The sequence below is a fragment of the Serratia plymuthica genome, assembly GCF_018336935.1.
GTDB lineage: Bacteria > Pseudomonadota > Gammaproteobacteria > Enterobacterales > Enterobacteriaceae > Serratia > Serratia plymuthica_B.
Map to the genome: position 1 here is coordinate 4,229,184 of NZ_CP068771.1, position 26,947 is coordinate 4,256,130.

24 protein-coding genes are annotated in these 26,947 nt (G+C 60.3%); 8 read left to right on the plus strand and 16 right to left on the minus strand.

All coding sequences use genetic code 11. The annotated features are described in order from the left end of the window. Positions 1-7: 7 nt before the first annotated feature. From JK621_RS19765 to hycA, 16 genes are all read right to left on the minus strand, one after another. Positions 8-1,309 (minus strand): cytosine permease, encoded by a 1,302-nt coding sequence (locus JK621_RS19765; RefSeq protein ID WP_212557300.1) that lies wholly within the window; start codon positions 1,307-1,309, stop codon positions 8-10. A 20-nt stretch (positions 1,310-1,329) separates the two neighbouring features. Continuing rightward, on the minus strand, positions 1,330-2,019 hold the full coding sequence (locus tag JK621_RS19770; RefSeq protein ID WP_212557301.1) for a helix-turn-helix transcriptional regulator: 690 nt from the start codon (positions 2,017-2,019) through the stop codon (positions 1,330-1,332). 25 nt (positions 2,020-2,044) lie between these two features. After that, positions 2,045-2,455, minus strand: coding sequence for a GNAT family N-acetyltransferase (locus tag JK621_RS19775; RefSeq protein ID WP_126485263.1), 411 nt, complete (start codon positions 2,453-2,455; stop codon positions 2,045-2,047). Between the two features lie 806 nt (positions 2,456-3,261). After that, positions 3,262-4,284, minus strand: coding sequence for a HoxN/HupN/NixA family nickel/cobalt transporter (locus JK621_RS19780; RefSeq protein ID WP_212557302.1), 1,023 nt, complete (start codon positions 4,282-4,284; stop codon positions 3,262-3,264). Position 4,285: 1 nt separating this feature from the next. Next, positions 4,286-6,589 carry a carbamoyltransferase HypF gene (gene hypF / locus JK621_RS19785; protein WP_212557303.1) on the minus strand — a complete coding sequence of 768 codons (2,304 nt, stop codon included), beginning with the start codon at positions 6,587-6,589 and terminating at the stop codon, positions 4,286-4,288. A 203-nt stretch (positions 6,590-6,792) separates the two neighbouring features. Continuing rightward, a complete protein-coding gene (gene fdhF / locus JK621_RS19790) occupies positions 6,793-8,949 on the minus strand; it encodes a formate dehydrogenase subunit alpha (protein WP_212557304.1) in 2,157 nt (718 codons plus the stop codon). Positions 8,950-8,960: 11 nt separating this feature from the next. Next, positions 8,961-9,503, minus strand: a complete 543-nt coding sequence (hydN, locus tag JK621_RS19795) for an electron transport protein HydN (RefSeq protein WP_212557305.1) — start codon at positions 9,501-9,503, stop codon at positions 8,961-8,963. A gap of 140 nt (positions 9,504-9,643) precedes the next feature. Then, a complete protein-coding gene (gene hycI, locus JK621_RS19800; RefSeq protein ID WP_212557306.1) occupies positions 9,644-10,114 on the minus strand; it encodes a hydrogenase maturation peptidase HycI in 471 nt (156 codons plus the stop codon). Further along, entirely contained in the window at positions 10,107-10,520 is a 414-nt protein-coding gene (locus JK621_RS19805) for a formate hydrogenlyase maturation HycH family protein (protein ID WP_212557307.1), read from the minus strand. Before JK621_RS19805 ends, hycI begins: the two co-directional genes overlap by 8 nt. Beyond that, on the minus strand, positions 10,517-11,314 hold the full coding sequence (locus tag JK621_RS19810) for an NADH-quinone oxidoreductase subunit B family protein (protein WP_212557308.1): 798 nt from the start codon (positions 11,312-11,314) through the stop codon (positions 10,517-10,519). The genes JK621_RS19805 and JK621_RS19810 overlap by 4 nt, the downstream gene beginning before the upstream one ends. Further along, positions 11,311-11,844, minus strand: a complete 534-nt coding sequence (locus tag JK621_RS19815) for a formate hydrogenlyase complex iron-sulfur subunit (RefSeq protein ID WP_212557309.1) — start codon at positions 11,842-11,844, stop codon at positions 11,311-11,313. Before JK621_RS19815 ends, JK621_RS19810 begins: the two co-directional genes overlap by 4 nt. Before the next feature lie 12 nt (positions 11,845-11,856). Continuing rightward, positions 11,857-13,560: an NADH-quinone oxidoreductase subunit C gene (locus JK621_RS19820; RefSeq protein ID WP_212557310.1), complete on the minus strand. Its 1,704-nt coding sequence runs from the start codon at positions 13,558-13,560 to the stop codon at positions 11,857-11,859. An 18-nt stretch (positions 13,561-13,578) separates the two neighbouring features. After that, positions 13,579-14,514, minus strand: a complete 936-nt coding sequence (locus JK621_RS19825; protein ID WP_212557311.1) for a respiratory chain complex I subunit 1 family protein — start codon at positions 14,512-14,514, stop codon at positions 13,579-13,581. A 10-nt stretch (positions 14,515-14,524) separates the two neighbouring features. After that, the gene (locus tag JK621_RS19830; RefSeq protein ID WP_212557312.1) at positions 14,525-16,399 is read right to left on the minus strand and encodes a proton-conducting transporter membrane subunit; all 1,875 of its coding nucleotides are present in this window, start codon (positions 16,397-16,399) and stop codon (positions 14,525-14,527) included. Then, positions 16,396-17,013 carry a 4Fe-4S dicluster domain-containing protein gene (locus JK621_RS19835; RefSeq protein WP_212557313.1) on the minus strand — a complete coding sequence of 206 codons (618 nt, stop codon included), beginning with the start codon at positions 17,011-17,013 and terminating at the stop codon, positions 16,396-16,398. The genes JK621_RS19830 and JK621_RS19835 overlap by 4 nt, the downstream gene beginning before the upstream one ends. 89 nt (positions 17,014-17,102) lie before the next feature. Beyond that, the gene (gene hycA / locus JK621_RS19840) at positions 17,103-17,570 is read right to left on the minus strand and encodes a formate hydrogenlyase regulator HycA (RefSeq protein ID WP_212557314.1); all 468 of its coding nucleotides are present in this window, start codon (positions 17,568-17,570) and stop codon (positions 17,103-17,105) included. Between the two features lie 252 nt (positions 17,571-17,822). On the opposite strand from hycA, the gene hypA reads away from it, so the two are divergent. The 8 genes from hypA to JK621_RS19880 all read left to right on the plus strand — a co-directional run bounded on the left by hypA (position 17,823) and on the right by JK621_RS19880 (position 26,932). Continuing rightward, complete coding sequence (hypA, locus tag JK621_RS19845) at positions 17,823-18,167, plus strand: hydrogenase maturation nickel metallochaperone HypA (RefSeq protein ID WP_013814554.1); 345 nt, start codon at positions 17,823-17,825, stop codon at positions 18,165-18,167. Positions 18,168-18,185: 18 nt separating this feature from the next. Then, complete coding sequence (gene hypB, locus JK621_RS19850) at positions 18,186-18,989, plus strand: hydrogenase nickel incorporation protein HypB (RefSeq protein ID WP_212557315.1); 804 nt, start codon at positions 18,186-18,188, stop codon at positions 18,987-18,989. Next, complete coding sequence (hypC, locus tag JK621_RS19855) at positions 18,980-19,276, plus strand: HypC/HybG/HupF family hydrogenase formation chaperone (RefSeq protein WP_212560245.1); 297 nt, start codon at positions 18,980-18,982, stop codon at positions 19,274-19,276. The genes hypB and hypC overlap by 10 nt, the downstream gene beginning before the upstream one ends. Beyond that, positions 19,260-20,387 carry a hydrogenase formation protein HypD gene (gene hypD / locus JK621_RS19860; protein ID WP_212557316.1) on the plus strand — a complete coding sequence of 376 codons (1,128 nt, stop codon included), beginning with the start codon at positions 19,260-19,262 and terminating at the stop codon, positions 20,385-20,387. Before hypC ends, hypD begins: the two co-directional genes overlap by 17 nt. Next, entirely contained in the window at positions 20,384-21,400 is a 1,017-nt protein-coding gene (hypE, locus tag JK621_RS19865) for a hydrogenase expression/formation protein HypE (RefSeq protein ID WP_212557317.1), read from the plus strand. Before hypD ends, hypE begins: the two co-directional genes overlap by 4 nt. A 114-nt stretch (positions 21,401-21,514) precedes the next feature. Next, positions 21,515-23,569, plus strand: coding sequence for a formate hydrogenlyase transcriptional activator FlhA (flhA, locus tag JK621_RS19870; RefSeq protein ID WP_212557318.1), 2,055 nt, complete (start codon positions 21,515-21,517; stop codon positions 23,567-23,569). Between the two features lie 667 nt (positions 23,570-24,236). Next, positions 24,237-25,847: a tryptophan halogenase family protein gene (locus JK621_RS19875; RefSeq protein WP_212557319.1), complete on the plus strand. Its 1,611-nt coding sequence runs from the start codon at positions 24,237-24,239 to the stop codon at positions 25,845-25,847. Then, complete coding sequence (locus JK621_RS19880) at positions 25,847-26,932, plus strand: monodechloroaminopyrrolnitrin synthase PrnB family protein (protein ID WP_212557320.1); 1,086 nt, start codon at positions 25,847-25,849, stop codon at positions 26,930-26,932. Before JK621_RS19875 ends, JK621_RS19880 begins: the two co-directional genes overlap by 1 nt. Positions 26,933-26,947 lie beyond the last annotated feature (15 nt).

Sequence of the window (26,947 nt, forward strand, 5' to 3'; positions counted from 1 at the left end):
GCATGGATTACGTCAGTTTTTGCGAGGCTACCGGCTTCTGAGAGCGGCCCAGCGCCAATTTGCATACCCAATATAAGAGGCTGGCGGCCAGCAGTGAATTGATGGTTGGTACGCCCCACTCGGTAACCAACCCGACGATGCCGCCCACAATACTGGCGATTATCGCCGCCCAGCCAATGGTTGGCGTCTGGTCGGGCAACTTGCCTGCCTGCCGGCTTTCATCCAGGATTTTACGGTGGGTGCGCAGCAGATAATAATCCACCAGCATGATGCCGATAATCGGCGGAAACACCACGCCAAGCACCGTCAGGAAATCGACGAAGCGATCCAGGATCCCCAGCACGGAAAGCGTGGTGCCCAGCACGCCGATAACCAGCGTGGTGGCGGTGTATTTCAATCTTTTGCCGGTCATGCCCTCGACCGCGTTGACGATGCCGAGCGAGGAGGAATAGAGGTTGAGGTCATTGACCCTCAGGGTAGAGAACACCACCACCAGCAGGCCTGCGCCGCCGGCGGCCTGGGACATGATGGTCACCACATCCGCCGTGCCGAGCGTTTTGGCGATCAGGATCGCCAGGCCATTGACCACGAACTCACCGGCGACGATGGTGAAAATGGTCACGCCAAACACGTGTTTGCCGTTCCTGGAGTAACGGGTCAGATCGGGGGTCATCAGGCTCGCCACGATGGCGCCGCCGACCACGATGGTGATGCCGGCGCTGATGGTCAGCGGCTCTCCCGGCGGCACCAACTGGATGATCTCCTGCAGATTATGGCCGGAGAGGGCGGTGATGGAAATATAGGCCACCAGCATGATGAACATCGGAACCGCAATTCGGGCGGCAATGCGCAATGCCTTGAAGCCAAACGCCACCAGAATCGTCAACAGGGTGCCGGACAGGCCGGCGGCCAGGCCAAAGCCCAGCTTATTGCCCAGGGCGAAATCCAGCGATTTGGCGAAGATGGCGTTTTGTATGCCAAACCAACCCAGCAGGCTGATGGCCACCACCACCCCGATCAACACCGAGCCCAGGCGGCCGAAACCGCACCAGCGAGCCAGCAGGCTGCCGGAGATCCCTTCGCGCATGCCCGCCAGCCCAAGGCCATAGGTCACTACGCCAAATATCAGGCTGCCGATGAAAATGGCGGTGAACGCATCAAACAGCGTCATGGAGTGGCCGAGCACCGCCCCAAGCATAAACTGGTCCAGAGCGGTCAGCATGCCCATATGCACGATGGCCACGCTTAAAAAAGAGACTCTTTTATCCTGCGGTACCCGCGTTAACGGGTAGTCTTCAATCTTGATCACGATAAGGTATTCCTTGCTGTTCAGAGAAACTGGATGCCTTTTGCTATCAGGCGATCGGGAATATAGCTGTCCAGGCGCGCATATTTGCAAAACTCCTCAAACTGCTGCTGTGAATGGACGTCAGATTTCTGATAGATGTTATATATTCTATTTTCTATCGTTTTAGTGCTGATGTTATATATTTTGGCGATCTCTTTCACCGACAGCCTTTGCAGCATTAAAAATATAACGTCGAGCTCGGCTTGAGTGAAAGTGGTATTATTCACTTCGGTGGTCAGCACGCTGGGTTTTTGCTGATTGATGTATTTCAGCGGCGTTAGCGTGTTAAGCGGTTTGGCATTCCACATCACCCCGAACACCTGTTTTTTATCATTGTAAATGGGCAACTTTTCGCTGATAAAAGGGGTCAGGCTGTCTTTCCCGTACCAATAATGCGTTTCTATGACGGCAACCCGATCCCGCGACATCTCCGTCATTTTGTCGTGTTCGATGAAATCGTCTGCGCAATCGGCCCAGTCGGCGGGAAACTCGTCGTCCCGTTTGCCGGCGATATCGAAACTCAACGGCGTATTGGTATAGAGATAGGCGGCCTTGTTCATATAGATATGACGGGATTCCAGATCCTTAATGCCCCAGGGATCACTTAAGTGTTCCATCATGGCAATAAGACCCTTCAAATAAAACTCGTTATTTTTATCGGGCGAATCCATTCTGACCTCACCGATTAAAATTGCGCTAAATTTCTTTCGCCAGGTAATGGCGCGTATGCTTTTTGGCATAGCCGCCTAAATTGCCGTAGACCTGATAGCCCAATTTTTCGTAAAAACCCCTGGCCTGGAAGTCGAACGTATCGACATAGGCCATGTGGCAGCCCCGTTTGCGGGCTTCCTCTTCCGCTTTTTCCATCAGTTGGCGGCCATAACCGCTCTTGCGATGGTCATCACTGACCCAGAGGTACTGTACTTCAAGGCCGCCCCACCAGGTTCTGGCCACCAATCCGGCAACGATTTTACCTGCGTCATCGGTAACGGTCAGAAACAGCGGGTGGATGTCTACGGGTTGATAATTCTCGTTGTGGGCCCAAAGGCTGTCGATAACGTACTCTTCGTCCTGCGGGTTAGGCTGGTCCGTCACATTGATATTCATGGCAGTAATATACTTTCCCTTGTTAATAATTCGTGTTGAAATTAAATGGAATCCACCCAACTCGTTTAACTATCACTTTTCATAATGTATTACAAGAGGGCTTTTCACCCGTTCCCGTCAGGCATGCCTGCGGTTATATTGACCGTAACAGGGCAATCAATAGCGTAATACTCGCACAAATAACGGTAGACCCTGCTCAGTAACCTATTCCTATTGCGCCTCACCAGGGCCCCACCAGGAACGTCGATCTGCTGTTCAAGGCTCCACCGGTAGAGCAAGCTAACTTGCCAAAGGGGAGCCACTCTCTTCCGCCTTATGGATTACCCCGCACAACGCTCAATGTTCAGTTCAGATATTGCCGCCGTCAGTTAGCCTGCGCAACAGAATCACGCATATACTTATTGACCTTATTATTTTCCATAAATATAAGATTTACGCATTCCTTACACTTTCAATACGGTTTATGGCTTTTATTGTTTGCGTTTATATAAATACCGGCAGCTCATCTTTAAAAAATACTTTTACGCTTTTAAAAGGTGAATTTATGCATGGCTTGCGCGCAATATTGCATCTTTATTCTGTGTGGTTATTTATTAAGATACGCACCGCTTGTCATCGCAAGCTTCGTGATATTGGTTCTGCTCTGGAACACCTCCTTTGATGTGATAAAAAGGAGGTTTTTTCGTTTTGCCGCACGGTTATGGGCAAATATGAGCAATCCGGTGGCCGCCGCGGATTTTTCACTGCGGCGGGAATAATGTGTATTCGCAAAAACAGACGTCTGGCAATCAGAATATCAACGATGATTAAACCGCCAGCGCGTCATAGTTTTTACGCCGGTAGTTGATTGCCGACAGCGTCCAGAACAAGACAAACAGTGCAATGGCGGCGTAGCCGACGCTGCCCATGTTGTCATTGAGCAGCGCAATGCTATCCCAAACGGCGCCGTGCAGGTTCAATTTTTCGGCCAGCAACCCCAATCCCTCCAGGCCGCCAATCAACACCGCAATCGCCACGCTGGTGGCGGTGATGGTCATGTTGTAATACAGCTTGCGCACCGGTTGGTTGAATGCCCAGCCGTAAGCGCCCACCATGACGAAATTATCCAGCGAATCCACCAACGCCATACCGCCGGCAAACAGCAGCGGGAAGATCATGATCGACCAGACGGACATGCCCGAACCGGCGCCGGCGGCGGAAATGCCCAGCAGGCCGACTTCGGTGGCGGTATCGAACCCCAGCCCAAACAAAAATCCCACCAGATACATATGCCAACTTTTGTTCACGGTATTGAAGGTCACGCGGAACAGCCGCGTCATCAGGCCGCCGTGCCGGTGCGCCAGCGCTTCATCCGTCAGTTTTTCTCCTCTTTTCACCCGGCGGAAGGTGCGGTAAACATCGCGCAGAATCAGCCCGTTGAGCGCCGCCATCGCCAGCAGAAACAGCGAGGAAATCAGCGTGCCGAGGGTGGAGCCGTAGTCATGCAGCCAGCCGATGCGGTTGCCGAACGCCAGCGAGGTGGCGGCGATGGCCGCGCAGGCCAGGATCACGATGCTCGAATGCCCGAGCGAGAAAAATGCGCCGACGCAAACCGGGCGTTGGCCCTGTTGCATCAATTTGCGCGTCACGTTGTCGATAGCGGCGATGTGGTCGGCATCCACCGCGTGGCGCAAACCGTAGCTGTAAGCCAGCAGCGCGGCGGCCATCAGCGCCGGGTGATGATGGAATGCGGCAAAGGCCGCAACCCAGGCCAGCAGGTTAACGGCGATCAACGCCAGCAGCAGCCAGAAGGCGCGGGTATTTTTTTGGAAGAACTCGGGGTAATTCATGTTACGTCCTGTCAGAAAGAGAAGAGGAAAGCGGGGATTGCTGCGCGCAGGCGACCATCGCCTGGCCGAATGCCAGCCCGCCGTCGCCTGCGGGGATGCGTTGTGGCAGCAGGATCTGCAGCGGCGCCAGATGATGCACCAACCGTTGGCGCAGCAGCCGGTTGTGCAGCACGCCGCCGCTCAGCGCCACCTGTTTGATGCCGTACTGCGCGGCAAAATGTTGGGCCAGGGCGGCGAACCCCTGTGCCAGCGCATCGTGAAACGCCCAGGCGCGTTCCGCCGGCGATGTACGCCAGCCGAGCCACTGCGGCCAGAAGGCGGCGAGATCGAGTACATTTTCTTTGAGCGGCAGATGCAGCGGGTGGCGGCAATGGGTTGCCTGATGCGCCAGCGCTTCCAGCCGGCAGGCCGCTTCGCCTTCCCAACTGAGTTGCAAAGGCGCACAGCCTAACGCGGCGGCGGCGGCGTCAAACAACCGACCGCACGACGACGCCAACGGGGCGTTGATACCGGCGTCGATCGCTTTCAGCAGCGGCTGCCACGGCTGTTGCAGCAAAAATTGCGTTTCCGGCAGCCGTTGCCAACCCTCGACAAAGCGCGCGCAGTGCGCCAACAGGTTGCGCCACGGCTCTTGCGCCGCGCGATCGCCGCCCGGCAGCGCCACCGCCGGCAAGCCGCCGAGCGAGCGGCACTGCCGGTAATCCACCCACAGGCATTCGCCACCCCACAGTTGGCCGTTGTCGCCGTAGCCCAGGCCGTCCAGCGCCAGCCCGATAACCGCGCCGCCATCGAGCGGCCACTGGTGCTCCGCCAGGCAGGCCGCCACATGCGCGTGATGATGCAGTACCTCGGTCAAGGGGAGCGGCTGACGCTGCGCCCAGCGGCGGCCGGCATAATCCGGGTGCGCGTCGGCGGCGATGCGCCCTGGCCGGCAGTGGTATAGCCTGAGGAAGTGGGCGATGGCGTGCTGCCACTGTTGCTGAATGTCCTCCTGCGCCAGATTGCCAAAATGCGGGCTGAGGATCGCTTTGTCGCCGCGCACCAGGCAGAAGGTGTTTTTATTGTCGCCCCCGACGGCTAGCAGCGGCGGTTGAACCGGGAAGCCGGGCGGCAGCGGCAGGGCGTCCGGCGCATAACCGCGAGAGCGGCGCAGCATCTCGGTGCCCTGCGGTTGCTGTCGCAGCAACGAGTCATCGGCGCGTTGCAGGATTTCGCGGTTATGCATCAGCCACAGATCGGCAATGCCGGTCAGATCGCGCAGCGCCTGTTCGTTGGTTAACGCCGGCGCACGTCCGGCGGCGTTGCCGGAGGTCATCACCAGCGGGCGTTGCACCGCTTGCATCAGGAGATGATGCAGTGGGTTGGACGGCAGCATTACGCCGACTTCGTCCAGATGCGGCGCCACGGCATCGCACAGCGCCGAGTGGGGCCGCTGTGGCACCAGGACGATCGGTGCCGCCGGGGAAAGCAGGGTTTCGCTCAGTTGCGCCAGCGAGTGGCTGCCGGTGCAGCGCGTCAGCCAGCCGATATCCGGTAGCATGACCGCCAGCGGTTTGCCCGGCCGCCGTTTACGCTCGCGCAGGCGCATCACCGCGCGCTGATCGGTGGCGTCACAGGCCAGATGGAAACCGCCGACGCCCTTGATGGCGACGATTTCGCCGGCGCATAACAGCGCCGCCGCCTGTTGCAACGCCATATCCGCCAGGTTGATGGCTTTGCCGTCGGCGTGGCAACTGAAGAGCTGCGGCCCGCATTGGCTGCAGGCCACCGGCTGGGCATGAAAGCGCCGGTCCTGCGGCGTGTGGTATTCCCAGGCGCAGTGCGGGCACAGCGCGAACGGCGCCATGCTGGTCGCCGGGCGGTCGTAAGGCATATAGCGAATCAGGGTGAGGCGCGGGCCGCAATGCGTGCAGTTAATGAAGGGATAACGGTAGCGACGATCGCGCGGATCGTTCATTTCACGCAGGCAATCGGGGCAGGTTGCGGCGTCGGGAACGACCTGCGTATCCATTTGGCTTTGTCGGCTATGGCGAATGGCGAAGTCCTGCGGCGGTTGCAGCCAGGTGAAGGGGCGCAGGCCGATATTATCAATCCGGGCCAACACCGGCGCCTGGCGCTGCAGCATATGCAGGAAGATATCGATATCCACCGGTTGCACCAGCCGAATTTCGACTCCGGCGCTGTCGTTCCAGACTTCGCCACGCAGGCCGAGGCGCTGCGCCAGTTGCCAGACAAAGGGGCGAAATCCCACGCCCTGCACCTTGCCGCTGACGCGAAGCAATAATCCTGACGGTGACTTGGACATCTTACCCACCCAATAAGTAGGGGACGAACAGGTTCGTCCGAGGTTAATAACAGAGTGGGCTTTGAGTCCGAGATACCCGGGCCTAGCGCACCGAGGGGCGCTCCGACGGCCAAGGCCGTTACGACCCCTTCGGCACGCTCTCCCTAATAACGGGCTTGGTCAGCTATCTGGGACGAACAGGTTCGTCCCGGTTTGGTTAACGGTCACATCACGTCTTCCGCCGCCCTGCGCAGGCGGGCTTTCATGTCGCTGTAGCTTTGGCTGGCGTAGTTTTCCGCCCAGTGTTGATCGCCAATCGCTTCCAGCTTGACCGCGCAGTACTTGGTTTCCGGCGTTTTGGATATCGGATCGAGGTTCTCCTGCGTCAATTCGTTGCAGGCGCCAATCCACCATTGATAGGTCATGTACACCGCGCCCAGGTTAATGCGCTCGTTGTAGTTGGCGCGGGAGATCACCTTGCCGCGCCGCGAGGCGACCCACACCAGTTGCTGATCGCCAATGCCCAGGGCGGCGGCGTCTTGCGGGTTGATTTGCACGAAACCCGGCTCATCCGCCAGCGTTTGCAAGGCGGCGCAGTTGCCGGTCATCGAACGGCAGGAGTAGTGGCCGACTTCACGCACCGTACACAGCACCAGCGGATAAGCGGCGTCCGGCACTTCGGCCGGGGCGCGCCAGGTGGTGGCGAACAGCTGCCCCTTGCCGGACGGGGTGGTGAATTGATTGCCCTGATACAAATACGGCGTGCCTGGGCTCTCGAGCGTGGTGCAAGGCCATTGAATATGGCCGAGTTCGCCCATTTTTTCGTAGGTCGCGCCGTAAAACAGCGGGCACAGCTCGCGCATTTCATCCCAGATTTGCTGGTTGTCTTCGTAATGCATCGGATAGCCCAGTTCGGTCGCCAGCAGGCTGATGATTTCCCAGTCGCGTTTGACGTTGTACTGTGGCTCGATGGCTTTTTCGAAACGCTGGAAACCGCGATCGGCGCACGAGAACACGCCGCCGTGCTCGCCCCAGGAGGTGGATGGCAGGATCACGTCCGCCCGTTCGGCGGTTTTGGTCATGAAGATATCTTGCACCACGATAAACTCAAGCGCATCGAACGCGCTGCGCACCAGGCTGAGATCGGCTTCGGTCTGTAACGGATCTTCCCCCATGATGTAATAGGCTTTCACTTTGCCTTCGTGCACCAGGTGCGGCACTTCCGTGATGCGATAACCCACCTCCGGGTCCATTCCGGCGGCGTCGATGCCCCAGGCGGCAGCGAATTTGGCGCGGACTGCGGGGTCGGTAACGGATTGATAACCGGGGAATTCGTTCGGCAGCACGCCCATGTCGCAGGCGCCCTGGACGTTGTTCTGGCCGCGCACCGGGCCGACGCCGACGTTGGCGCGCCCGAGGTTGCCGGTCAACAGCGCCAGGCTGGCCAGCCCTTTGACCACATCCACCGCCTGGCCGAACTGGGTGACGCCCATGCCCCACATGATGGTGGCGGAAGGGGCGCTGGCGTAGGTGCGCATCGCCTGACGGATTTGCTGGGCGCTGACGCCGGTCAGCTGTTCCACCGTTTCCGGCGCGTAATCGGCCACTTGTCGGCGATAGGCGTCGAAGCCTTCGGTGTATTTCGCCACATAATCGCGGTCATACAGGTTTTCTTCGATCAACACGTAGCCGAAGGCGTTAACCAGCGCCATATTGCAGCCGTTGTTGATTTGCAGATGCTGATCGGCGATGCGTGCGGTTTCGATGCGGCGCGGATCGCAAACCACGATTTGCGCGCCTTTCTCTTTGGCCTTCAGGACCCGGCGGGCGACGATCGGGTGCGAGTCGGCGCAGTTATAGCCGATGATCAGTAAGCATTTGGAGTTTTCGATATCGCCGATCGAGTTGCTCATCGCGCCGTTGCCCAGCGTGGCTTGCAAACCGGCGACCGACGGACCGTGACAGACGCGGGCGCAGCAGTCGACGTTATTGTTGCCGATCACCGCGCGGGCGAACTTCTGCATCACGTAGTTGGTTTCGTTGCCGGTGCCGCGTGAGGACCCGGTGTGCATAATGGCGCGCGCGCCGTGCTGCTGCTTGATGGCTTTCAGCCGTTGCGCGGTGTAGCGGATGGCTTCGTCCCAACTGACCGCTTCAAACTTGCCGCCTTTTTCACGGCGGATCAGCGGCTGCGTCAGGCGCGGCGTCAGCAGTTTGGTGTCGTTGAGAAAGTCCCAGCCGTAGTAACCTTTCAGGCACAGCTCACCCTGATTGGTTGCGCCGTCGGCGGCTTCCGCGCGAAGGATTTTGCCGTTATCCACCACCAGTTTCATTTTGCAGCCTGCGCCACAGTAAGGGCAGACGGTCGTGATTTTTTTCATTGGTTCAGCTCCTAAAACAGAGACGACAGGTTGTCGAGCGCGGCACGGCGGCGTTTCTCGGCGTTCATTTCCTGCAGCAAATTGCGGTCAACGCAGTGCAGCGCTTTGGTGGGGCAGGTTTCCATACAGGCCGGGCCGGCGGCGCGACCGGTGCACAAATCGCATTTGTGGGCTTCGGCTTTGTCGCTGATGGCCGTCAGCTGAGCGCCGTTCTGGCGGACAACCGGGCGGGTGATCACCTCCATGGCGCCGTAGGGGCAGGCCACCACGCAGGTTTTGCAGCCGATGCAGCGTTCCTGCATCACCAGCACCATGCCGTTTTGGCGGCTGATGGCGCCGTTGGGGCAGACGTTGGCGCAGGGCGCGTCTTCACACTGGCGGCACAGCACGGCGGTACTGACGTTAACGCCTTTAATCACGTGTAGCCGTGGGGCGAAGGTGGCGGCGGTCAACGCCGAAATGTCCTGGGTGGCGCTGTGTGCCATGACGCAGGCGATTTCGCAGGTACGGCAGCCGATGCATTTCTTCGGATCGGCGATGATGAACCGGTTCATCAGGAACTCCTGGTTTACGGGGTTGGCGGTGGCGGTATGACAAGGTCTATTCATAAAGCGTGCCAATCCATTAATTACAGTAAAAACAAAATGTTAGTTTTGCAGTGACGAGAGGGCCGACAAAAGTGACGATGACGATGTCAGGCCGTCGTCACGGTTAATGTCGAATAGCCACCGTGGGGCTGCCAGTGGGCAAGGCGCTGATGCAGAGTTCTCACCGCCTGCTGCACCGCCGGGCCAATGGGGTAGTAAAACGCCACCACCTCCGGTTGAATGCCGATGAAGGTAATGTCCGGTATGTCGGCACGCAGTTGGTCGATCAGGAAGCTGAGCGGCATATTGTGGGTAGTCATGATGAACATGTCGGCGATATCCGCCGGATCTATCACCCGGGTTTCGCCCGGCGCCAGCCCCATGTCGGTGGCGTCGACGATCACCAGCCGCTGCGGCCGCAGTTGGCGAATGGCGTGAATGTCATTCTCCGGCGCCGCACCGCCGTCGATCACCGTCCAGCCGGCGGGCGGGGCGGCCTGGCACAGTTCCGCCAGCAGCGGGCCGGCGCCGTCGTCGCCCATCAGGCAATTGCCGACACATAACAAAACGCTATCCATGGTGCCTCCTGACCATCAGATAAATCGCAGGTTCGTTTTCGATGGACTGCAACAGGGCGATTAACCGCTGGCTCCAGTCTTGCTGCTGCGGCGTCATTCGTTCAGCGGCGCGGCTCAGCGCGCTGGCCAGCATATGGGTGTGGCTGCTGTCGATGCAGATTTCGCCAAAGCGTTCGACGCCAGCCAGTTTGCGCCTGGCGGCACCCTCGGCCGGCAGGTGCGCAATCCAGTCGCGAAACGCCGCCAGCGGGCAATCGAGCCTGGCTTCCAGGCAGTCGATCACGCCCAGATGATGGCCGATCGCCAGGCTGTAATAGATCACTTCCTGCGCCTTGGGCGGCGCTTTCTTTTCCTGCACGAACTTGCGGCTGAGGGAATAAAAGGTGACGTGGCAGACCGCGCTCATAGCCGCAACTCCCCGCGCTGCACGCGCTGATACAGGGCCAACAGATGGCCGACGATCTCCGTCAGGCGCGGGTCGTCTTGCCGTTGCAAATAGGTCGCCACGCGTTGTTCCGCCGTTTGCGCGTCGTTGGCGGCCAGCAGTTGCAGGAAGCGATCGGCGATTTGCCGACCGTAGCGATACCCGGCCAGGCGCCGCGCTTCGCGATCCACCGCCACGCGCAGCGGCTGCGGCAGTTGCGGGTGCAGCAGCGCGGTGGCCTCGCCCTCGGTTTCATCGTGCTGTTGGCGGTGGATTTTCTGTTCGAGCAAACCAAGCGCCATGGCGAAGCCGTAAATCGTGGCGGCGGGCGTCGGCGGGCAGCCGGGGATATACACGTCAACCGGCACGATGCGGTCGGTGCCACCCCATACGCAGTACAAGTCGTGGAAAATGCCGCCGCTGTTGCCGCAGGCGCCGTAGGAAATGCAGATTTTCGGATCCGGCGAGGCCTGCCAGGCGCGGATCGCCGGGATGCGCATCGCGCGGGTGACCGCGCCGGTGAACAGCAAAATGTCGGCATGGCGCGGCGAGGGCACCACTTTAATGCCGAAGCGCTCGGCGTCGAACAGCGGAGAAATAGCGGCGAAAATCTCGATCTCGCAGCCGTTGCAGCCGCCGCAGTCAACGCGATAGACATAGGCGGAGCGGCGGATGTCTTTCAGCAAGGTGGTTTTTAGCCGGGCGATGCTGTCGTCGAGCGTTATCGGCACCGGCTGCCCGTCGGCGTCACGTGGGCCAATCAGCGTCTGGTTCATTGGGCGGTCTCCCGGGTCAAATGGCGGCCGACGTCGATACGGTCGGCCTGAGTCAGGCTTTGTCGTTGTTTGCAGGCGGGGCAGGTTTCGAACTGTTCGCGGCGCTGTTCGCCGAGTTCGAGCAGCGCCAGGGCGTAATCGATTTCCTTTTGCGGGGCATAAGCCTTGCCGCATTGGCGGCAGTGGCAGAGGGCGAAATCGGCGCTTTCGAGCAGATCTTCTTTGCGCCACACCGCCAGTTCGAACTGGTTAGACAGGCGAAGGGCGGTCGTCGGGCAGACCTCTTCGCAGCGGGCGCAGAAAATGCAGCGGCCCAAAAAGAACTGCCAGCGAATGACGCCGTTTTCGACATCGGTTTCCATGGTCAGTGCGTTGGACGGGCAGGCGTTGGCGCAGGCGCCGCAGGCGATGCATTGCTGCGGGGTATACTCCGGCTTGCCGCGAAAGTTGGCGTCCACCGCCAGCGGCCGCGCCGGATATGCCAGGGTGGCATTGCCGGTTTTCAGCACTTTTTTAATCAGTTTCAGCATGGTGTCGTCCCCTTAAAACGGTGCGTTTTTCCGCTCGATGCCGTAGCGCTCGATTTCCTTGTACGGCACCACGACAGACTTGCGTTTGCGGATGTCGACGATGGTCATGCGGTCGGTGCAGGAGTAGCAGGGATCCAGGCTGCCGATGATCAGCGGGGCGTCGGAAACGGTATTGCCGCGCAGCATAAAGCGCAGCGTCGGCCAGTTGGCGTAGGTGGCGGCGCGGCAGCGCCAGCGGAACAGTTTCTGATTGTCGCCGGTCATGCTCCAGTGAATGTCGTCGCCGCGCGGCGCTTCGGCAAAGCCCAGCGCGAACTTGTGCGGCATATAGGTAAAGCCTTCCACCGCCAGCGGCCCGGCGGGCAGGCATTGCAGGCCGAATTCGATGATGCCGAGCGAGTTGAACACTTCGTGAATGCGCACTTTCAGGCGCGAATACACGTCGCAGCCGGTTTCGACGCACAGTTCCACCGGCAGTTTGGCGTAACCGGCGAACGGATGATCGATCCGGGTATCCCGGCGGTGGCCGCTGCCGCGCAGCATCGGCCCGACGTTGCTGTAATCGCGCGCGATCTGCGGATCAAGCCGGCCGACGCCGACGCTGCGCTGCTCGGTATTCGGCGTGCCGAGCAGAATATCCACCAGATCCTTGAGCTCGCTGCGCATCTCTGCCGCCAGCCGCAGGGTCTGCAGCATGTCGTCTTTCAAGATGTCGCGCCGAATGCCGCCAATCAGGTTCAGGCCGTAGGTTTTGCGCGCGCCGGTGAGGATTTCCGCCATCTTCATCGATTTCTCGCGCACGCGGAAAAACTGCATGAAGCCGCTGTCGAAACCGACGAAATGGCAAGCCAGGCCGAGGTTGAGCAGGTGGCTGTGCAGCCGTTCCACTTCCAGCAGGATCGAGCGGATCATTTGCGCCCGTTCCGGCACCTGAATGCCCATGGCGTTCTCCACCGAGCTGGTGTAGGCCACGCTGTGGGTGAAACCGCAGATGCCGCAAACCCGGTCGGACAGGAAGGTCACTTCGTTATAACCCATGCGCGTTTCCGCCAGCTTCTCCATGCCGCGATGGACGTAGAACAGGCGGTAATCGGCGTCGATAATGTCTTCACCGTCGACGAACAGGCGAAAATGGCCCGGTTCGTCCGAGGTGATGTGCAGCGGGCCAATCGGCACCACGTTGGCCTTGGCGCCGGCTTCGCTGACAAACGGATAGGTTTCGACATCGGTGGTCGGCGCAGGCCGCTGGCGGTAATCCATCGCGTCTTTACGCAGCGGGTAAAGATCGTCCGGCCAGTCGTCCGGCAGCACCAGACGCCGTTCATCCGGCAACCCCACCGGGCGCAAACCGTACATGTCCCGCACTTCGCGCTCGCCCCACACCGCCGCCGGCACCCGTGGCGTTACCGACGGGAACTCCAGGGTTTGGGCGTCGACTTCGGCGCGCACGGTGATCCAGCATTTCACCCCTTGCTCCATCGACAGCACGTAATACAGCGCATAGCTGCCGCACAGCGTGCGCTCGTCGTTGCCGAACAGCACCGAAAGCCAGCCGCCTTGCCGGTAATACAGCCATTCCACCACCTCCGGCAGCGCATTCAGCTTCACCGTTACCGTGAGCTGATCGGCGGTTTGCCATTCTGCCGCCAGCACGGTTGCCGGGAATTGCCGTTGCAATGCCGTCAGATAATCTTGGCCCAGATGTTCAGTAATCATGATGTTCCTACTTGTGAATTAGCTGACGACCAGCCAGGAAACCAGCGCCAAAAATGCCAGGCCGAAGCCGGCCCAGGTGGTGCGAGCGGTTTTTAAAAAACGCAGCCGCGCGACGCTGTTTTCCACGACGGCGACCGCCGCCACCGCCAGCAGCAGCTTGCACAGCGATAACGCCAGCGCCGCCGCCAGCGCGGGCAGGGTCAACGCCGTGGCCTGGCCCCAGGGCACGAACACGCCGATAAACAGTTGCAGCACCACCAGTTGCTTCAGGCTGATGCCCCATTTGAGGATGCCGAGCGCCGCACCCGCGTATTCGGTCAGCGGGCCCTCCTGCAATTCCTGTTCGGCTTCCGCCATGTCGAAAGGCAATTTGCCCATTTCGATAAAGGTGGCGAAACCGCAGGCCAGTAGCGCCAACAGCAGCGGCGCGCTGGCGTACGGCGGCCAATCCGCGACGCGCTGGCTGATGGCGCTGAGCTGGGTTGAACCGGCGACCAGCGCCGACACCCACAGGCCAAGCAGCAGAATCGGCTCCACCAGAATGCCCAGTACCGCTTCGCGGCTGGCGCCAATGGCGGTGAAGGGGCTGCCGGTATCCAGCCCGGCGATGGCAAACACGAAGCGCACCACGGCGAACAGATAAATCAGCGTGATGACATCGCCGATTGCCGGCAGCGGAGAGGCCTGCAACAACATAGGCAGCGCGCAGGCAATGGCCAGCAGCGCGCCGGTCAGCAGATAAGGCATGGCGCGGAAGGCGATTCCCGCTGCCGCAGGGGCGAGAGACTGGCGTTTGAGCAACTTGGCGATGTCGCGGTATTCCTGCAACACGCCCGGCCCGCGGCGGCTGTGGAGGCGGGCGCGCAACTGGCGGCTGACGCCGGCGAACAGCGGCGCTATGGCCAGCAGCAGCAACGCCTGCATGATGCCGATCAGTAGAGTGGGATAAGTCATCGGGTTCTCCTTAGGCCAGCGCCACGATCAGCAGCACCGCCAGCTCGATGGCGGCGACGCCACGGCAAAACGCGTTGAGAGGCGCGCGGTGTAGCCAGCGCTGTAATGCGACCGGTTGCAAGGTTTGGCGCAGGGCGTACAACGGCGCGAACATCACCCGCAGCGGCTGAGCGAAGCCGGTGGCGGTGATCACCATCGAGGCTTCGTGGCCGTAGCCGCAGACCCAGGCTTCGCCGCTTGCACGGCGCGCCTGGCGTTTCCCCCGATAAACCGCAGCGATCAGCAACGGCAGCAGCGGCATCGCCAACAGCAAAATGGCGATCAGCGGCGGGGAAACCAGCGGATGGGCGCCGAGCGGCGCTTGCGGAGTCAGGGTGGCGGCCAGCCGGGCAAACAGCGGGATCAACCAGGGGGCGCCAAGGCCGCACAGCAGGCACAGCAAGGCCGGCAGCAGATGGCTGAGCATCATCGGCCACGCCGCCGGCCGGGCGTTGGCGGCGGCTTCACAGCGCGGCGCGCCGAGGCACACCACGCCAAACACTTTGCTGACGCACATCACCGCCAACGCGCCGGTGATCGCCAACGCCACCGCCAGCAACGGGCCAAGCAACCGGCCGATAAAGGCCGAAGCGGCGCTGAACTGGAACAGGCCTTGATAAATCAACCACTCGCTGGCGAAACCGTTGAGCGGCGGCAGTGCCGCCATTGACACCAGCCCGACCAGCAACGCGATACAGGTCCACGGCATCAGCCGCGCCAGGCCGCCCATTTTTTCCATGTCTTTCAGCCCGGTTTGCTGTTCGACAGCGCCGGAGGCAAGCAGCAATGCCGATTTAAACAGGCTGTGATTGCACAGGTGAAACAGGCCGCCCATCAGCGCCAGCGCGGTCAGTTCAGGCAGTTGCAACGCCAGGCCCAACATCGCGCCGCCGATGCCGAGCAGGATGATGCCGATATTTTCCAGCGTGTGGTAAGCCAGCAGCCGACGCAGGTCATGCTCCATCAGCGCATACAGCCCGCCGAAAAAGGCGGTGCCGGCCGCCAGCAACAACACCAGCAACCCCCACCACAGCGGCGGTGTCCCCAGCAGATCCATACCGATTTTGATCACGCCGAGCAGCCCGACTTTCATCAGCGCGCAAGAAAAGAGCGAGGCCGCCGGGGCGGGCGCGCTACTGTGCGCTTGCGGCACCCAGCCGTGCAGCGGCATCACGCCGGCGTAAATGCCGAACCCTGCCAGCGCCAGCAAGAATGCCCCGCTGCGCAGCGCCGAAGGCAAGGCTATCTCGCGCATGGTGCTGAATTGCAGGCTGTGGGTTTGGCTGTAGATCAACGCAAAAGCGGCGACCAGCAGCAGCGTACCGAAGCGCATCAGCAGAAATTGGCTGTGGCCGGCCTGCTGGCTCTTGGCGTCTTGCCGCCGAACAATCAGGAAATAACCGCACAGCGCCGCCAGCTCCAGCAGCAGCACCAGCGCCAGCGCATTGTCCGCCATCACGGCCGCGCTCAGCGCCGCGGGCATCAACAGCATCAGGCTGCCCTGCCGGGTGCGGCCGTGGTCATTGAGCGTCGTCAGCCAATGGCAAAGGTACAGCCCCACGAACAGGTTGCTCAGCGCGATCACCAGCAGCAGCAGCGCATTCAGGCCGCTGATTTCCACCCCATAATGCAGCCACGGCAGGCGGGCAGGATGAGGCGCGGTGAACAGCCAGGGCAGGGCCGCGGCAGTGGCGGCCAGCGACACCAGCAGCGTGCCGATGCCGCAAACGCCGGCGCAAAAACGTGGCCAGATCGCCAGCAGCCAGCACAGTGCGGCCAGCAGCAGCGAACCGCTCAGTGACAGCGTCAGCAACAGCAGCGGGTCGGGCAGAAAATCGGTGATCATCGGTTCGGCTCCTTGCGGGCGACGGGAGGGCTGACAAACGGCAATTCGGCGGCTAACGCCTGCATCGCATTGCGGCGTTTTCGTTCGCTGGCCTGCCGCACGTCGTGGTCGGCAACCAGCCGGATGGCGTTGGTCGGGCAGGTGCGAATGCACGCCGGGCCGTCAGGGCTGAAGGCGCACAAATCGCATTTCACCGCCACCGCGCGCACCCCCGGTTGGCAATCGAGAAACGCGCTGACCGGGCGAGCGGGAGCGGGCGGCGGCGGCGCCAGCGCGGTCTGGCAATCGCCGGGAATGGCCAGCGGCACGCTGCCGCCAAAACCAATGGCGCCAAACGGGCAGGCGATGCCGCACAGTTTGCAACTGACGCACAGGCTCTCGTTCAGCACGATGGCGTCATCCTGATGCGTTATCGCGTTCACCGGGCAAACCTGCGCGCAGGGCGCGTCTTCGCACTGGCGGCACATTACCGGCGCGGAATCGCGCGCATTGCGCATCACCTGTAAACGCGGCAAGGCTTGCAAACCGGCCAGGCGATGTTCGGTCGCGCAACTGGCCATGCAGGTATTGCAACCCATGCATAATTTGGCATCCGCAATAAGAAAGCGGTTCATGCAGACTCCTTGCGATTTCGTCACTTTTGACGAAGTCGACAGTAAAAATGACGTTTCGACAGTCGCTGTCAGCAATAAAGCGGCGTTATTCAGGCCGGCAGAACAATTTTTTTCAATTCTTCATGAATGGCGCAGTCGCCATGCAAAGAGTCAAATAAGCATTGGTAAATAACGGCGATCTTATTCAGGTAATGCTCCAGCACGGCCTGCCTGTCACGGTTATTGATTTGGCCGTCAATCAGGCCGCTTTCATCCAGCGTGGCGTGAGCGAAAGGGGCGAAATTTTCCTCTTCGTTTGGCGCGGCCAAATTAATGCTGTAGCAGATATCGCGGCTGTAAAAACCGTCGCTCAGTTGAATGCGCAAGGTGAAGTGATTGAACAGCGTGAAGCGGATGTCCTGGCCCTGTCCGCAGATAAACTCATGATTAATATTCTGTTTTGCGGTGGTTACCGCTTTGACCAGCGTATTGTGGTAATGCTGCCATTGCGCCATTAAACGGTTGTTTTTGCCGGCGATATAATCGGCCTGGCTGGTCAGTTCATTTATTGTGCTCATCAGTGTCACCCGGTGTGTCGATATTTCCTGTGGTAACGCTAATAGGGCATAAATCGTGCCAGCTTGATTTGGTTTTAATTAATGGCTTTGAATTCAATGATGCAGCGAATTATTTGACGCATGGGCTAACGCTATGCGGCGGCTTTTACTGTCGATGACATCGACACTCGACAAATGTGTCGGCGCCTGACTGGCACCGTATTTGCACAGATATTTCCAGTTGGACGTTTTATTGCCGTTACCGGAGATCGCATGCACGAAATAACGCTTTGCCATTACGCGCTGGAGATTATGCAGCAGCATGCGCAGCAACAGCAGGCGCGGCGAATCACCGCCGTGTGGCTCGAGGTGGGCGCATATTCCTGCGTCGAGGCGCAGGCGCTGCATTTCTGTTTCGACATGGTGTGCCGCGGCACGCTGGCCGAAGGCTGCACGTTGCATTTACAGCAACAGCAGGCGCTGAGCTGGTGCCATGACTGCCAATGTGAAGTGACCTTGCCGTTGCCGCAGGTGCGCATCTGCCCGCACTGCGAAGGCCACAACCTGCGCGTGCAGGCCGACGACGGCATACAAATAAAACGTCTGGAAATCGAATAACCACAGAGGGGAAAGCTTATGTGTAGCACTTGCGGTTGCGCCGAGGGCGAAGTGGCCATCGAAGGCGACGCTCAGCCCGCCAGGGTGCCGTTCCGCCCGCGTCAGAACCCGAAAGGCGATCTGCATTACGGCTTTGGCGCGGCCGGCACCCATGCGCCCGGCATCAGCCAGCGGCGCATGCTGGAAATAGAAACCAACGTGCTGGCGAAGAATGACCGCCTGGCGGCGCACAATCGCGAACATTTCGCCGCGCAACAGATCCTGGCGCTGAACCTGGTGTCCAGCCCCGGTTCCGGCAAAACCACCCTGCTGACGCAAACCCTGCTGCGGCTGCGCGATAGCGTGCCGTGCGCGGTGATAGAAGGCGACCAGCAAACCACTAACGACGCCGAACGCATTCGCTCCACCGGCGTGGCGGCGATCCAGGTTAATACCGGCAAGGGATGCCATCTGGACGCGCAAATGGTGCATGACGCTGCCCACCGCCTGGCGCTGCAACCCCACAGCCTGCTGTTTATCGAAAACGTCGGCAACCTGGTGTGCCCGGCCGGGTTTGATCTCGGCGAACGGCACAAGGTGGCGGTGCTGTCGGTGACCGAAGGCGAGGACAAGCCGCTGAAATATCCGCACATGTTCGCGGCGGCGCGGCTGATGCTGCTGAACAAGATCGATTTGCTGCCGCATCTGGATTTTGATCTCGACGCTTGCATCGCCAATGCGCGGCGGGTCAATCCGCAGATTGAAATCATCACGCTGTCCGCCACTCGCGGCGACGGCATGGATCAGTGGCTGAACTGGCTGGCGGCGCAACGATGTGCATAGGCATTCCGGGGCGAATTGTCGCGTTGGACCCACGACACTCGCAGCATGCGTGGGCGGAGGTGTGCGGCGCCCGGCGTGAAATCAACATTGCGTTGGTGTGCCGGGCCGGCGAGCCGCCTGAGGCGCTGCTGGGTTGTTGGGTGCTGATCCACGTCGGTTTCGCCCTGAGTCGGCTGGATGAACAGGAAGCGGTGGAGATGCTGGCGGCGTTGCAGGCGATGGGCGAAGTGGAAAACGACGTGGCGCTGTTTATGACGGGGGAAGGCAACGATGAAATACGTCGATGAATTCCGCGATCCGCAGTTGGTGAAATCGCTGTTGCAGCGCATTGCGCAACGGGCGGCAACGTTGCCGTTCAGCGCCGAACGTCCATTGCAGTTGATGGAAGTGTGCGGCGGCCACACGCACGCCATTTTCCGTTTTGGCCTGGATAAACTGCTGCCGCCGCAGGTGGAGTTTATCCATGGGCCGGGTTGCCCGGTGTGCGTGCTGCCGATGGGGCGCATCGACGCCTGCCATGAAATCGCCGCCAACCCTTCGGTGATTTTTTGCACCTTTGGTGACGCGCTGCGGGTGCCGGGCAAACAGGGTTCACTGATGCAGGCGCGGGAACGCGGTGCCGATGTGCGGGTGGTGTATTCGCCGCTGGACGCGCTGCAACTGGCGCGCGCCAATCCGCAGCGGCAGGTGGTGTTCTTTGCGCTCGGTTTTGAAACCACCATGCCGGTGACTGCCGTCACGCTGCAACAGGCGCGTTTGGCGGGCATTGAGAATTTCAGCGTCTTCTGCCAGCACATCAGCCTGATCCCGACGTTGCGCAGCCTGCTGCAACAGCCGGAGGTGCGCATCGACGGTTTCCTGGCACCGGGCCATGTCAGCATGATCATCGGCACCGAACCCTACCGCTTTATCAGCGGCGAATATCATAAACCCCTGGTGGTGACCGGTTTTGAACCGCTGGATATTTTGCAAGGCGTGATGATGCTGATTGAACAGTTTTGCGAGGGGCGCAGCCGCACCGAAAACCAATACCGCCGGGTGGTGCCGCAAAGCGGCAACCTGCTGGCGCAGCAGGCGATGGCGGAGGTGTTTGCGGTCGGCGGCAGCAGCGAATGGCGCGGATTGGGCACCATTGCCGATTCCGGCATCGGCCTGAGCGCCGCCTATGCCGATTTTGACGCCGAACGCCGCTTTCAACCCCGGCCGCAGCAGGCGGCGGATGACCCGCGCGCCTGCTGCGGCGCGGTGCTGACCGGCCGCTGCAAACCGCGCGATTGCCCGCTGTTCGGCGGCGTCTGCACGCCGCAAAACGCCTTTGGCGCACTGATGGTGTCTTCCGAGGGCGCTTGCGCCGCCTGGTATCAATATCGTCGAGAAACAGAGGAAAACGCCGTATGAATTCGGTTATTAGCCTGGCGCACGGCAGCGGCGGCAAAGCTATGCAGCAACTGCTGGAATCGCTTTTCCTGCCCGCCTTCGCCAACCCACAGTTGGAACAGCGTGAAGATCAGGCGCGCATCGCGCTGGCGTCGTTAATGCGGCAGGGCGATCGGCTGGCGTTTACCACCGACAGCTACGTCATAGATCCGCTGTTTTTCCCCGGCGGCGATATCGGCAAGCTGGCGGTATGCGGCACCGCCAACGATCTGGCGGTCAGCGGGGCGACGCCGCGCTATCTGTCCTGCGGATTTATTCTGGAGGAAGGGCTGCCGCTGGCTGAATTGACGCGGGTGGTGGCGTCGATGGCGGCAACCGCCCGCGAGGCCGGCATTCAGATCGTGACCGGCGATACCAAAGTGGTGCAGCGCGGCGCGGCGGACAAGCTGTTTATCAACACCGCCGGCATTGGCGTGATCCCGCAGAACATCGAATGGTCGGCGCAGCGCATTCAAGCCGATGACGCGATCATCGTCAGCGGCACCCTGGGCGACCACGGCGCCACCATTCTCAACCTGCGCGAGCAGCTTGGCATGGCGATGGACATCACCAGCGATTGTGCGGTGCTAACGCCGCTGATTGCGCCATTGCGGGCGATTGACGGCGTACACGCACTGCGCGACGCCACCCGCGGCGGCGTGAACGCCATACTGCACGAATACGCCGCCGCCAGCGGTTTCGGTATCGACATCGACGAGCAGCGCCTGCCGGTGAAACCGGCGGTGCGCGGCATTTGCGAACTCTTGGGGCTGGACGCGATTAATTTCGCCAATGAAGGCAAGCTGGTGCTGGCGGTGGCGCAGGCGGCGGTTCCGGCGGTATTGGCCGCGTTGCACGGGCACCCGTTGGGCGCGGATGCGGCGGTGATCGGCCGGGTGAGCGACGGCGCTACACAGGTGCGGCTGCGCGGAGCCTATGGCATCAGCCGGTTGCTCGATTTGCCGCATGCCGAGCCTTTACCTCGCATTTGTTGATCCGATCGGGGGAAGCGGCCGCCGGTCAGCAGTAAACTTTGCGCCGTAGCTCACATAAAAATAAAAAAATTCAATAACCGCAACCGGATGCCTTAACCGGCAGAGTGATGGTCAATGTCGAATGCAAGCATAGAAAAACAGGAACTGCTGGAAATTACCCGCTTGTTGTTCAGCCAGCGCGGCTATGGCGATGTGCTGATCCAACTGCAACAGATCGTCCGGCGCTGGCGGCTGGCGGACGATGTGGCGCTGGTGTTGCTGCACCCGAACAGCGCGCGAGTCAGTTTCCACGGCCAGGACGGGAATGGCCAGCCGCTGAACTATCAGGACGAAACGCTGTTGGCCAATGGGCCGATCGCGTTATTACGCGAGAATGCGCAGCCGCTGCGCCTGTGCAGCGCCGATCTGCACCAGCGCTATCCGCAGTTGGCGATGCTGGCATTGTATCCGCCGCTCAGCCATTACTGCCTGATGCCGTTGCGTGCCGGCGGGCAACTGCTTGGCGGTTGCGAACTGTCGCGCAACGACGGCAAAGCGTTCAGCGATGCGGCGCTTGGCTCACTGGCCACCCTGATGGAGTTGACGGCGCTGGCGGTGGAGCAGGTTCAGCTGCGCGAAACCGCCGAGCGGCAGCAGCGCCAGTTACGCCATGAGCGCGATGATTTTCGCGTGCTGGTGGATGTCACCAATGCCGTGCTCTCCAAGCTGGATCTGGACGATCTGATTGGCGAGATCTCCAGCGAGATCCACCGCTTCTTTAAAACCGATGCCATCAGCATTGTGCTGCCGGGCGATCGCGAGGATCGCGTGACGATCTACGCCACCCATTATCTGCAAGATAACGTGGCTAAACGTCAGCAATACAGCGTACCCCTGGCCGGCACGCTGTCGGAAAAGGTGATGCAGAGCGGCGAAATGCTGCTGCTGAACCTGAAACACTCGGATCCGCTGGCCGAGTATGAACGGCAGCTGTTTGATCTGTGGCATGAGCAAATTCAGACGCTGTGCGTGCTGCCGCTGATTTTCGGCCAGAAGACCCTCGGCGTGCTGAAGCTGGCGCAATGCCAGCCGGATAACTTCAACGCCGCCAACTTGCGGGTGTTGCAGCAGATTGCCGAGCGTATCGCCATTGCGGTCGATAACGCGTTGGCTTATCAGGAAATCAGCCGGTTGAAAGAGAGCCTGGTGCATGAAAACCTGTATCTCACCGAACAGATTAATGACGACAACCCGGATTTCAGCGAGATCGTCGGCCGCAGCGCGGTGATGTCCCGGGTGTTGAAACAGGTAGAAATGGTGGCGAAAAGCGACTGTTCGGTGCTGATTCTCGGCGAAACCGGCACCGGCAAAGAGTTGATTGCCCGTGCCATTCACAATTTGAGCGAGCGCCGCGATCAACGGATGGTGAAAATGAACTGCGCGGTGATGCCGGCCGGGCTGTTGGAAAGCGATCTGTTCGGCCATGAAAAGGGCGCATTTACCGGCGCCAGCACCCAGCGTATGGGGCGTTTCGAGCTGGCGGACAAAGGCACGCTGTTTTTGGACGAGGTGGGGGAGATCCCGATTGAGTCGCAACCTAAATTGCTGCGTGTGCTTCAGGAGCGCGAGTTTGAGCGGGTTGGCGGCAACAAGCTGCTTTCCGTCGATGTGCGTTTGATCGCCGCCACCAACCGCGATCTGCAGCAGATGGTCGCCGACCGCGAATTCCGCAGCGATCTCTATTACCGGCTCAATGTCTTCCCGATACTGATTCCGCCGTTGCGTGAGCGGCCGGAGGATATTCCGCATCTGGTGAAATTTCTTACCTACAAGATTGCACGGCGCATGAAACGCACCATCGACAGCATTCCGGCCGAAACGCTGCGCCTGCTGAGCCAAATGCCGTGGCCGGGCAACGTGCGCGAACTGGAAAACGTCATCGAGCGGGCAATACTGCTGACGCGGGGCACGGTGCTTAATCTGCAACTGCCGGAGCTGCAATATGCGCAGCCTTCAATGGCGCCAATCGCAGCGCCTCCGCAAACGATTGCGGGCGAGGATGAATATCAACGGATTGTGCGGGTACTGAAAGAAACCAACGGCGTGGTCGGTGGGCCGCGTGGCGCTGCGCAACGGTTAGGACTGAAACGTACGACCCTGCTTTCTCGGATGAAGAAAATGGGCATTTGAGGCAGAAAACAATTTCCGCATGTTGTTGCGTATTCGTATGAAAATCAGGCGAATAATTGTTTTCAGACCTAATGCTTGATTGTGCAAATAATATTATTCTATGGATATTTTTATACGTACGTAACGCATGAATCCGACTCGGTTATTTTCTGTTGGTTGGCAAGTTTATAATGCATCGCCTATAACTAACGGGGTGTTGTATTTATATAATACTAAGCATGCTATCAATTCAAAGTGGATTAATATCCAATTGACGGGGTGTTTATTTAAACAATGAGATCAAACCGGCGCCGGCAGTGATTGAAAAGCATCGAACATGACCTTTCGGATAAGTTCGTGTCGCCTTTGTTATTTAAATAATTCAGTAAAAACAGTTAATTATGCTGACACTTTTTGGGTGTGGGGTAGGGGTTTTATAAGGCTTTTTTTGCTGTTTTTAATAATGACGCGATCTTGATTTTCCTGTTTTTCACGTAAATTTAACCGGTTGAAAATAATATATTTAACCGGTTGATGAAGGGTGGGTAATTAGGGGGTGAGCGGTGGTTTTGCGTGAGAATAGGTCGCAGAGTTAATTCGGAAACGGAATTTGGTATTTTTCGGGCGAGAGTCTAGCCTGAATTAGAACCTAATTTAACATCTCCATTATTTCTTATGGGAGAGTGTCATGAGCAATCCGATCAAGAATATCGTCATCGTGGGTGGCGGCACTGCGGGCTGGATGTCCGCCTCGTACCTCGTCCGGGCGCTCCAGCAGCAGGCGAATATTACGCTCATCGAATCTGCGGCGATCCCCAGGATCGGCGTGGGCGAGGCGACCATCCCGAGTTTGCAGAAGGTGTTCTTCGACTTCCTCGGGATACCGGAGCAGGAGTGGATGCCCCAGGTGAACGGCGCGTTCAAGGCCGGTATCAAGTTCGTGAACTGGAGACAGTCTCCCGACCACTCGCACAACGATTACTTCTACCATTTGTTCGGCAATGTGCCGAACTGCGACGGCGTGCCGCTTACCCACTACTGGCTGCGCAAGCGCGAACAGGGCTTTCAGCAGTCGATGGCGTACGCCTGCTACCCGCAGCCCGGGGCGCTCGACGGCAATCTGGCGCCCTGCCTGCACGACGGCACCCGCCAGATGTCCCACGCGTGGCACTTCGACGCGCACCTGGTGGCCGATTTCCTGAAGCGCTGGGCCGTCGATCGCGGGGTGAACCGCGTGGTCGACGAGGTGGTGGAGGTAAACCTGAACGACCGCGGTTTCATCTCCAGCCTGCTCACCAAGGAGGGCCGGAAGCTGGAGGCGGACCTGTTCATCGACTGCTCCGGCATGCGCGGGCTCTTGATCAACCAGGCCCTGAAAGAGCCCTTCATCGACATGTCCGACTACCTGCTGTGCGACAGCGCGGTCGCTACCGCCGTACCCAACGACGACGCGCAAGTGGGGGTCGAACCCTACACCTCCTCGATCGCCATGAACTCGGGGTGGACCTGGAAGATTCCGATGCTGGGCCGGTTCGGCAGCGGCTACGTGTTCTCGAGCAAGTTCACCTCCCGCGACCAGGCCACTACCGACTTCCTCAACCTCTGGGGCCTTTCGGACAATCAGCCGCTCAACCAGATCAAATTCCGGGTCGGGCGCAACAAGCGGTCGTGGGTCAACAACTGCGTCTCTGTCGGGCTGTCGTCGTGCTTTTTGGAGCCTCTGGAATCGACGGGGATCTACTTCATCTACGCGGCGCTTTACCAACTGGTGAAGCATTTCCCAGACACCTCGTTCGACCCGCGGTTGGCCGACGCGTTCAACGCCGAGATCACCTACATGTTCGACGACTGCCGAGACTTCGTTCAGGCTCACTATTTCACCACGTCGCGCGAAGACACGCCGTTCTGGCAGGCGAACCGGCACGACCTGCGGCTCTCCGACTCCATCAAAGAGAAGGTTGAGCGCTACAAGGCGGGGCTGCCGCTGACCACCACGTCGTTCGACGATGCCACGTACTATGAGACCTTCGACTATGAATTCAAGAACTTCTGGTTGAACGGCAACTACTACTGCGTCTTTGCCGGCTTGGGCATGCTGCCTGACCGATCGCTGCCGCTCTTGCAACTTCGACCGGAGTCGATCGAAAAGGCCGAGGCGATGTTCGCCCGTATCCAGCGTGAGGCCGAGCGTCTGCGGGCGAGCCTGCCGACGAACTATGACTACCTGCGGTCGCTGCGCAAGGGCGACGCGGGGCTGTCTCGATCCGGGCCGACGCCCGCGTCGCCGGAGAGCCGGTAGTGGAGCGCGCCCTGGACCGGGTATCTGCATTCGCGGCCACGCACGCGGCCGTAGCGGCCTGCGATCCGCTGCAGGCCCGCGCGCGGGTTCTGCAACTGCCGGGCCTGAACCGTCACCAGGACGTGCCCGGCATCGTCGGCCTGCTGCGCGAGTTCCTCCCGGTGCGCGGCGTGCCCTCCGGCTGGGGCTTTGTCGAAGCCGCCGCCGCGATGCGGGACATCGGGTTTTTCCTGGGGTCGCTCAAGCGGCACGGGCATGAGCCCACGGACGTGGTGCCCGGGCTCGAGCCGGTGCTGCTCGACCTGGCGCGCATGACCGACCTGCCGCCGCGCGAGACGCTGCTGCATGTGACGGTCTGGAACCCTGCGGCGGCCGACGCGCAACGGAGCTACACCGGGTTGCCCGACGAAGCGCACCTGCTCGAGAGCGTGCGCATCTCGATGGCGGCCCTCGAGGCGGCCATCGCGGTGACCGTCGAGCTGCACGACGTGCCCCTGAACTCGCCTGCGTTCGCGCAAGGGTGCGACGAGTTGGCGGCCTATCTGCAAAAAATGGTCGAATCGATCGTCTACGCATACCGTTTCATCTCGCCGCAGGTCTTCTACGATGAGCTGCGCCCCTTCTACGAACCGATTCGGGTCGGGGGCCAGAGCTACCTTGGCCCCGGCGCCGTAGAAATGCCCCTCTTCGTGCTGGATCACGTCCTGTGGGGCTCGCAATCGGAACACCAGGCTTATCGAGAATTCAAAGAGACGTACCTGCCCTATGTGCTCCCCGCGTACAGGGCGGCCTACGCTCGGTTCGCCGGGAAACCGGCGCTCGTCGACCGCGTGATCGGCGAGGCGCGAGCGGTCGGTGCGCAGGGCGAACCCGTCCGGGCCGGGCTGGCGGCCCTCAATCGGGTTTTCGTGGTCCTGCTGCGCTTCCGGGCGCCTCATGTTCAATTGGCGGAGCGGGTGTACGAAGTCGGGCGAAGCGGCCCCGTAATCGGCAGCGGGGGGTATGCGCCCAGCATGCTCGGCGATCTGGCCACGCTCACGCTTGCCGCGCGCTCCCGCATCCGCACCGCTCTCAACGAGTCCTGACACGCACGGCCCTCT

Coding starts and splice junctions, on each gene's coding strand:
- JK621_RS19770 (WP_212557301.1), bottom strand. CDS start 2,019: ATGGATTCGCCCGATAAAAATAACGAGTTTTATTTGAAGGGTCTTATT.
- JK621_RS19775 (WP_126485263.1), bottom strand. CDS start 2,455: ATGAATATCAATGTGACGGACCAGCCTAACCCGCAGGACGAAGAGTAC.
- JK621_RS19780 (WP_212557302.1), bottom strand. CDS start 4,284: ATGAATTACCCCGAGTTCTTCCAAAAAAATACCCGCGCCTTCTGGCTG.
- hypF (WP_212557303.1), bottom strand. CDS start 6,589: ATGTCCAAGTCACCGTCAGGATTATTGCTTCGCGTCAGCGGCAAGGTG.
- fdhF (WP_212557304.1), bottom strand. CDS start 8,949: ATGAAAAAAATCACGACCGTCTGCCCTTACTGTGGCGCAGGCTGCAAA.
- hydN (WP_212557305.1), bottom strand. CDS start 9,503: ATGAACCGGTTCATCATCGCCGATCCGAAGAAATGCATCGGCTGCCGT.
- hycI (WP_212557306.1), bottom strand. CDS start 10,114: ATGGATAGCGTTTTGTTATGTGTCGGCAATTGCCTGATGGGCGACGAC.
- JK621_RS19805 (WP_212557307.1), bottom strand. CDS start 10,520: ATGAGCGCGGTCTGCCACGTCACCTTTTATTCCCTCAGCCGCAAGTTC.
- JK621_RS19810 (WP_212557308.1), bottom strand. CDS start 11,314: ATGAACCAGACGCTGATTGGCCCACGTGACGCCGACGGGCAGCCGGTG.
- JK621_RS19815 (WP_212557309.1), bottom strand. CDS start 11,844: ATGCTGAAACTGATTAAAAAAGTGCTGAAAACCGGCAATGCCACCCTG.
- JK621_RS19820 (WP_212557310.1), bottom strand. CDS start 13,560: ATGATTACTGAACATCTGGGCCAAGATTATCTGACGGCATTGCAACGG.
- JK621_RS19825 (WP_212557311.1), bottom strand. CDS start 14,514: ATGACTTATCCCACTCTACTGATCGGCATCATGCAGGCGTTGCTGCTG.
- JK621_RS19830 (WP_212557312.1), bottom strand. CDS start 16,399: ATGATCACCGATTTTCTGCCCGACCCGCTGCTGTTGCTGACGCTGTCA.
- JK621_RS19835 (WP_212557313.1), bottom strand. CDS start 17,013: ATGAACCGCTTTCTTATTGCGGATGCCAAATTATGCATGGGTTGCAAT.
- hycA (WP_212557314.1), bottom strand. CDS start 17,570: ATGAGCACAATAAATGAACTGACCAGCCAGGCCGATTATATCGCCGGC.
- hypA (WP_013814554.1), top strand. CDS start 17,823: ATGCACGAAATAACGCTTTGCCATTACGCGCTGGAGATTATGCAGCAG.
- hypB (WP_212557315.1), top strand. CDS start 18,186: ATGTGTAGCACTTGCGGTTGCGCCGAGGGCGAAGTGGCCATCGAAGGC.
- hypC (WP_212560245.1), top strand. CDS start 18,980: ATGTGCATAGGCATTCCGGGGCGAATTGTCGCGTTGGACCCACGACAC.
- hypD (WP_212557316.1), top strand. CDS start 19,260: ATGAAATACGTCGATGAATTCCGCGATCCGCAGTTGGTGAAATCGCTG.
- hypE (WP_212557317.1), top strand. CDS start 20,384: ATGAATTCGGTTATTAGCCTGGCGCACGGCAGCGGCGGCAAAGCTATG.
- flhA (WP_212557318.1), top strand. CDS start 21,515: ATGTCGAATGCAAGCATAGAAAAACAGGAACTGCTGGAAATTACCCGC.
- JK621_RS19875 (WP_212557319.1), top strand. CDS start 24,237: ATGAGCAATCCGATCAAGAATATCGTCATCGTGGGTGGCGGCACTGCG.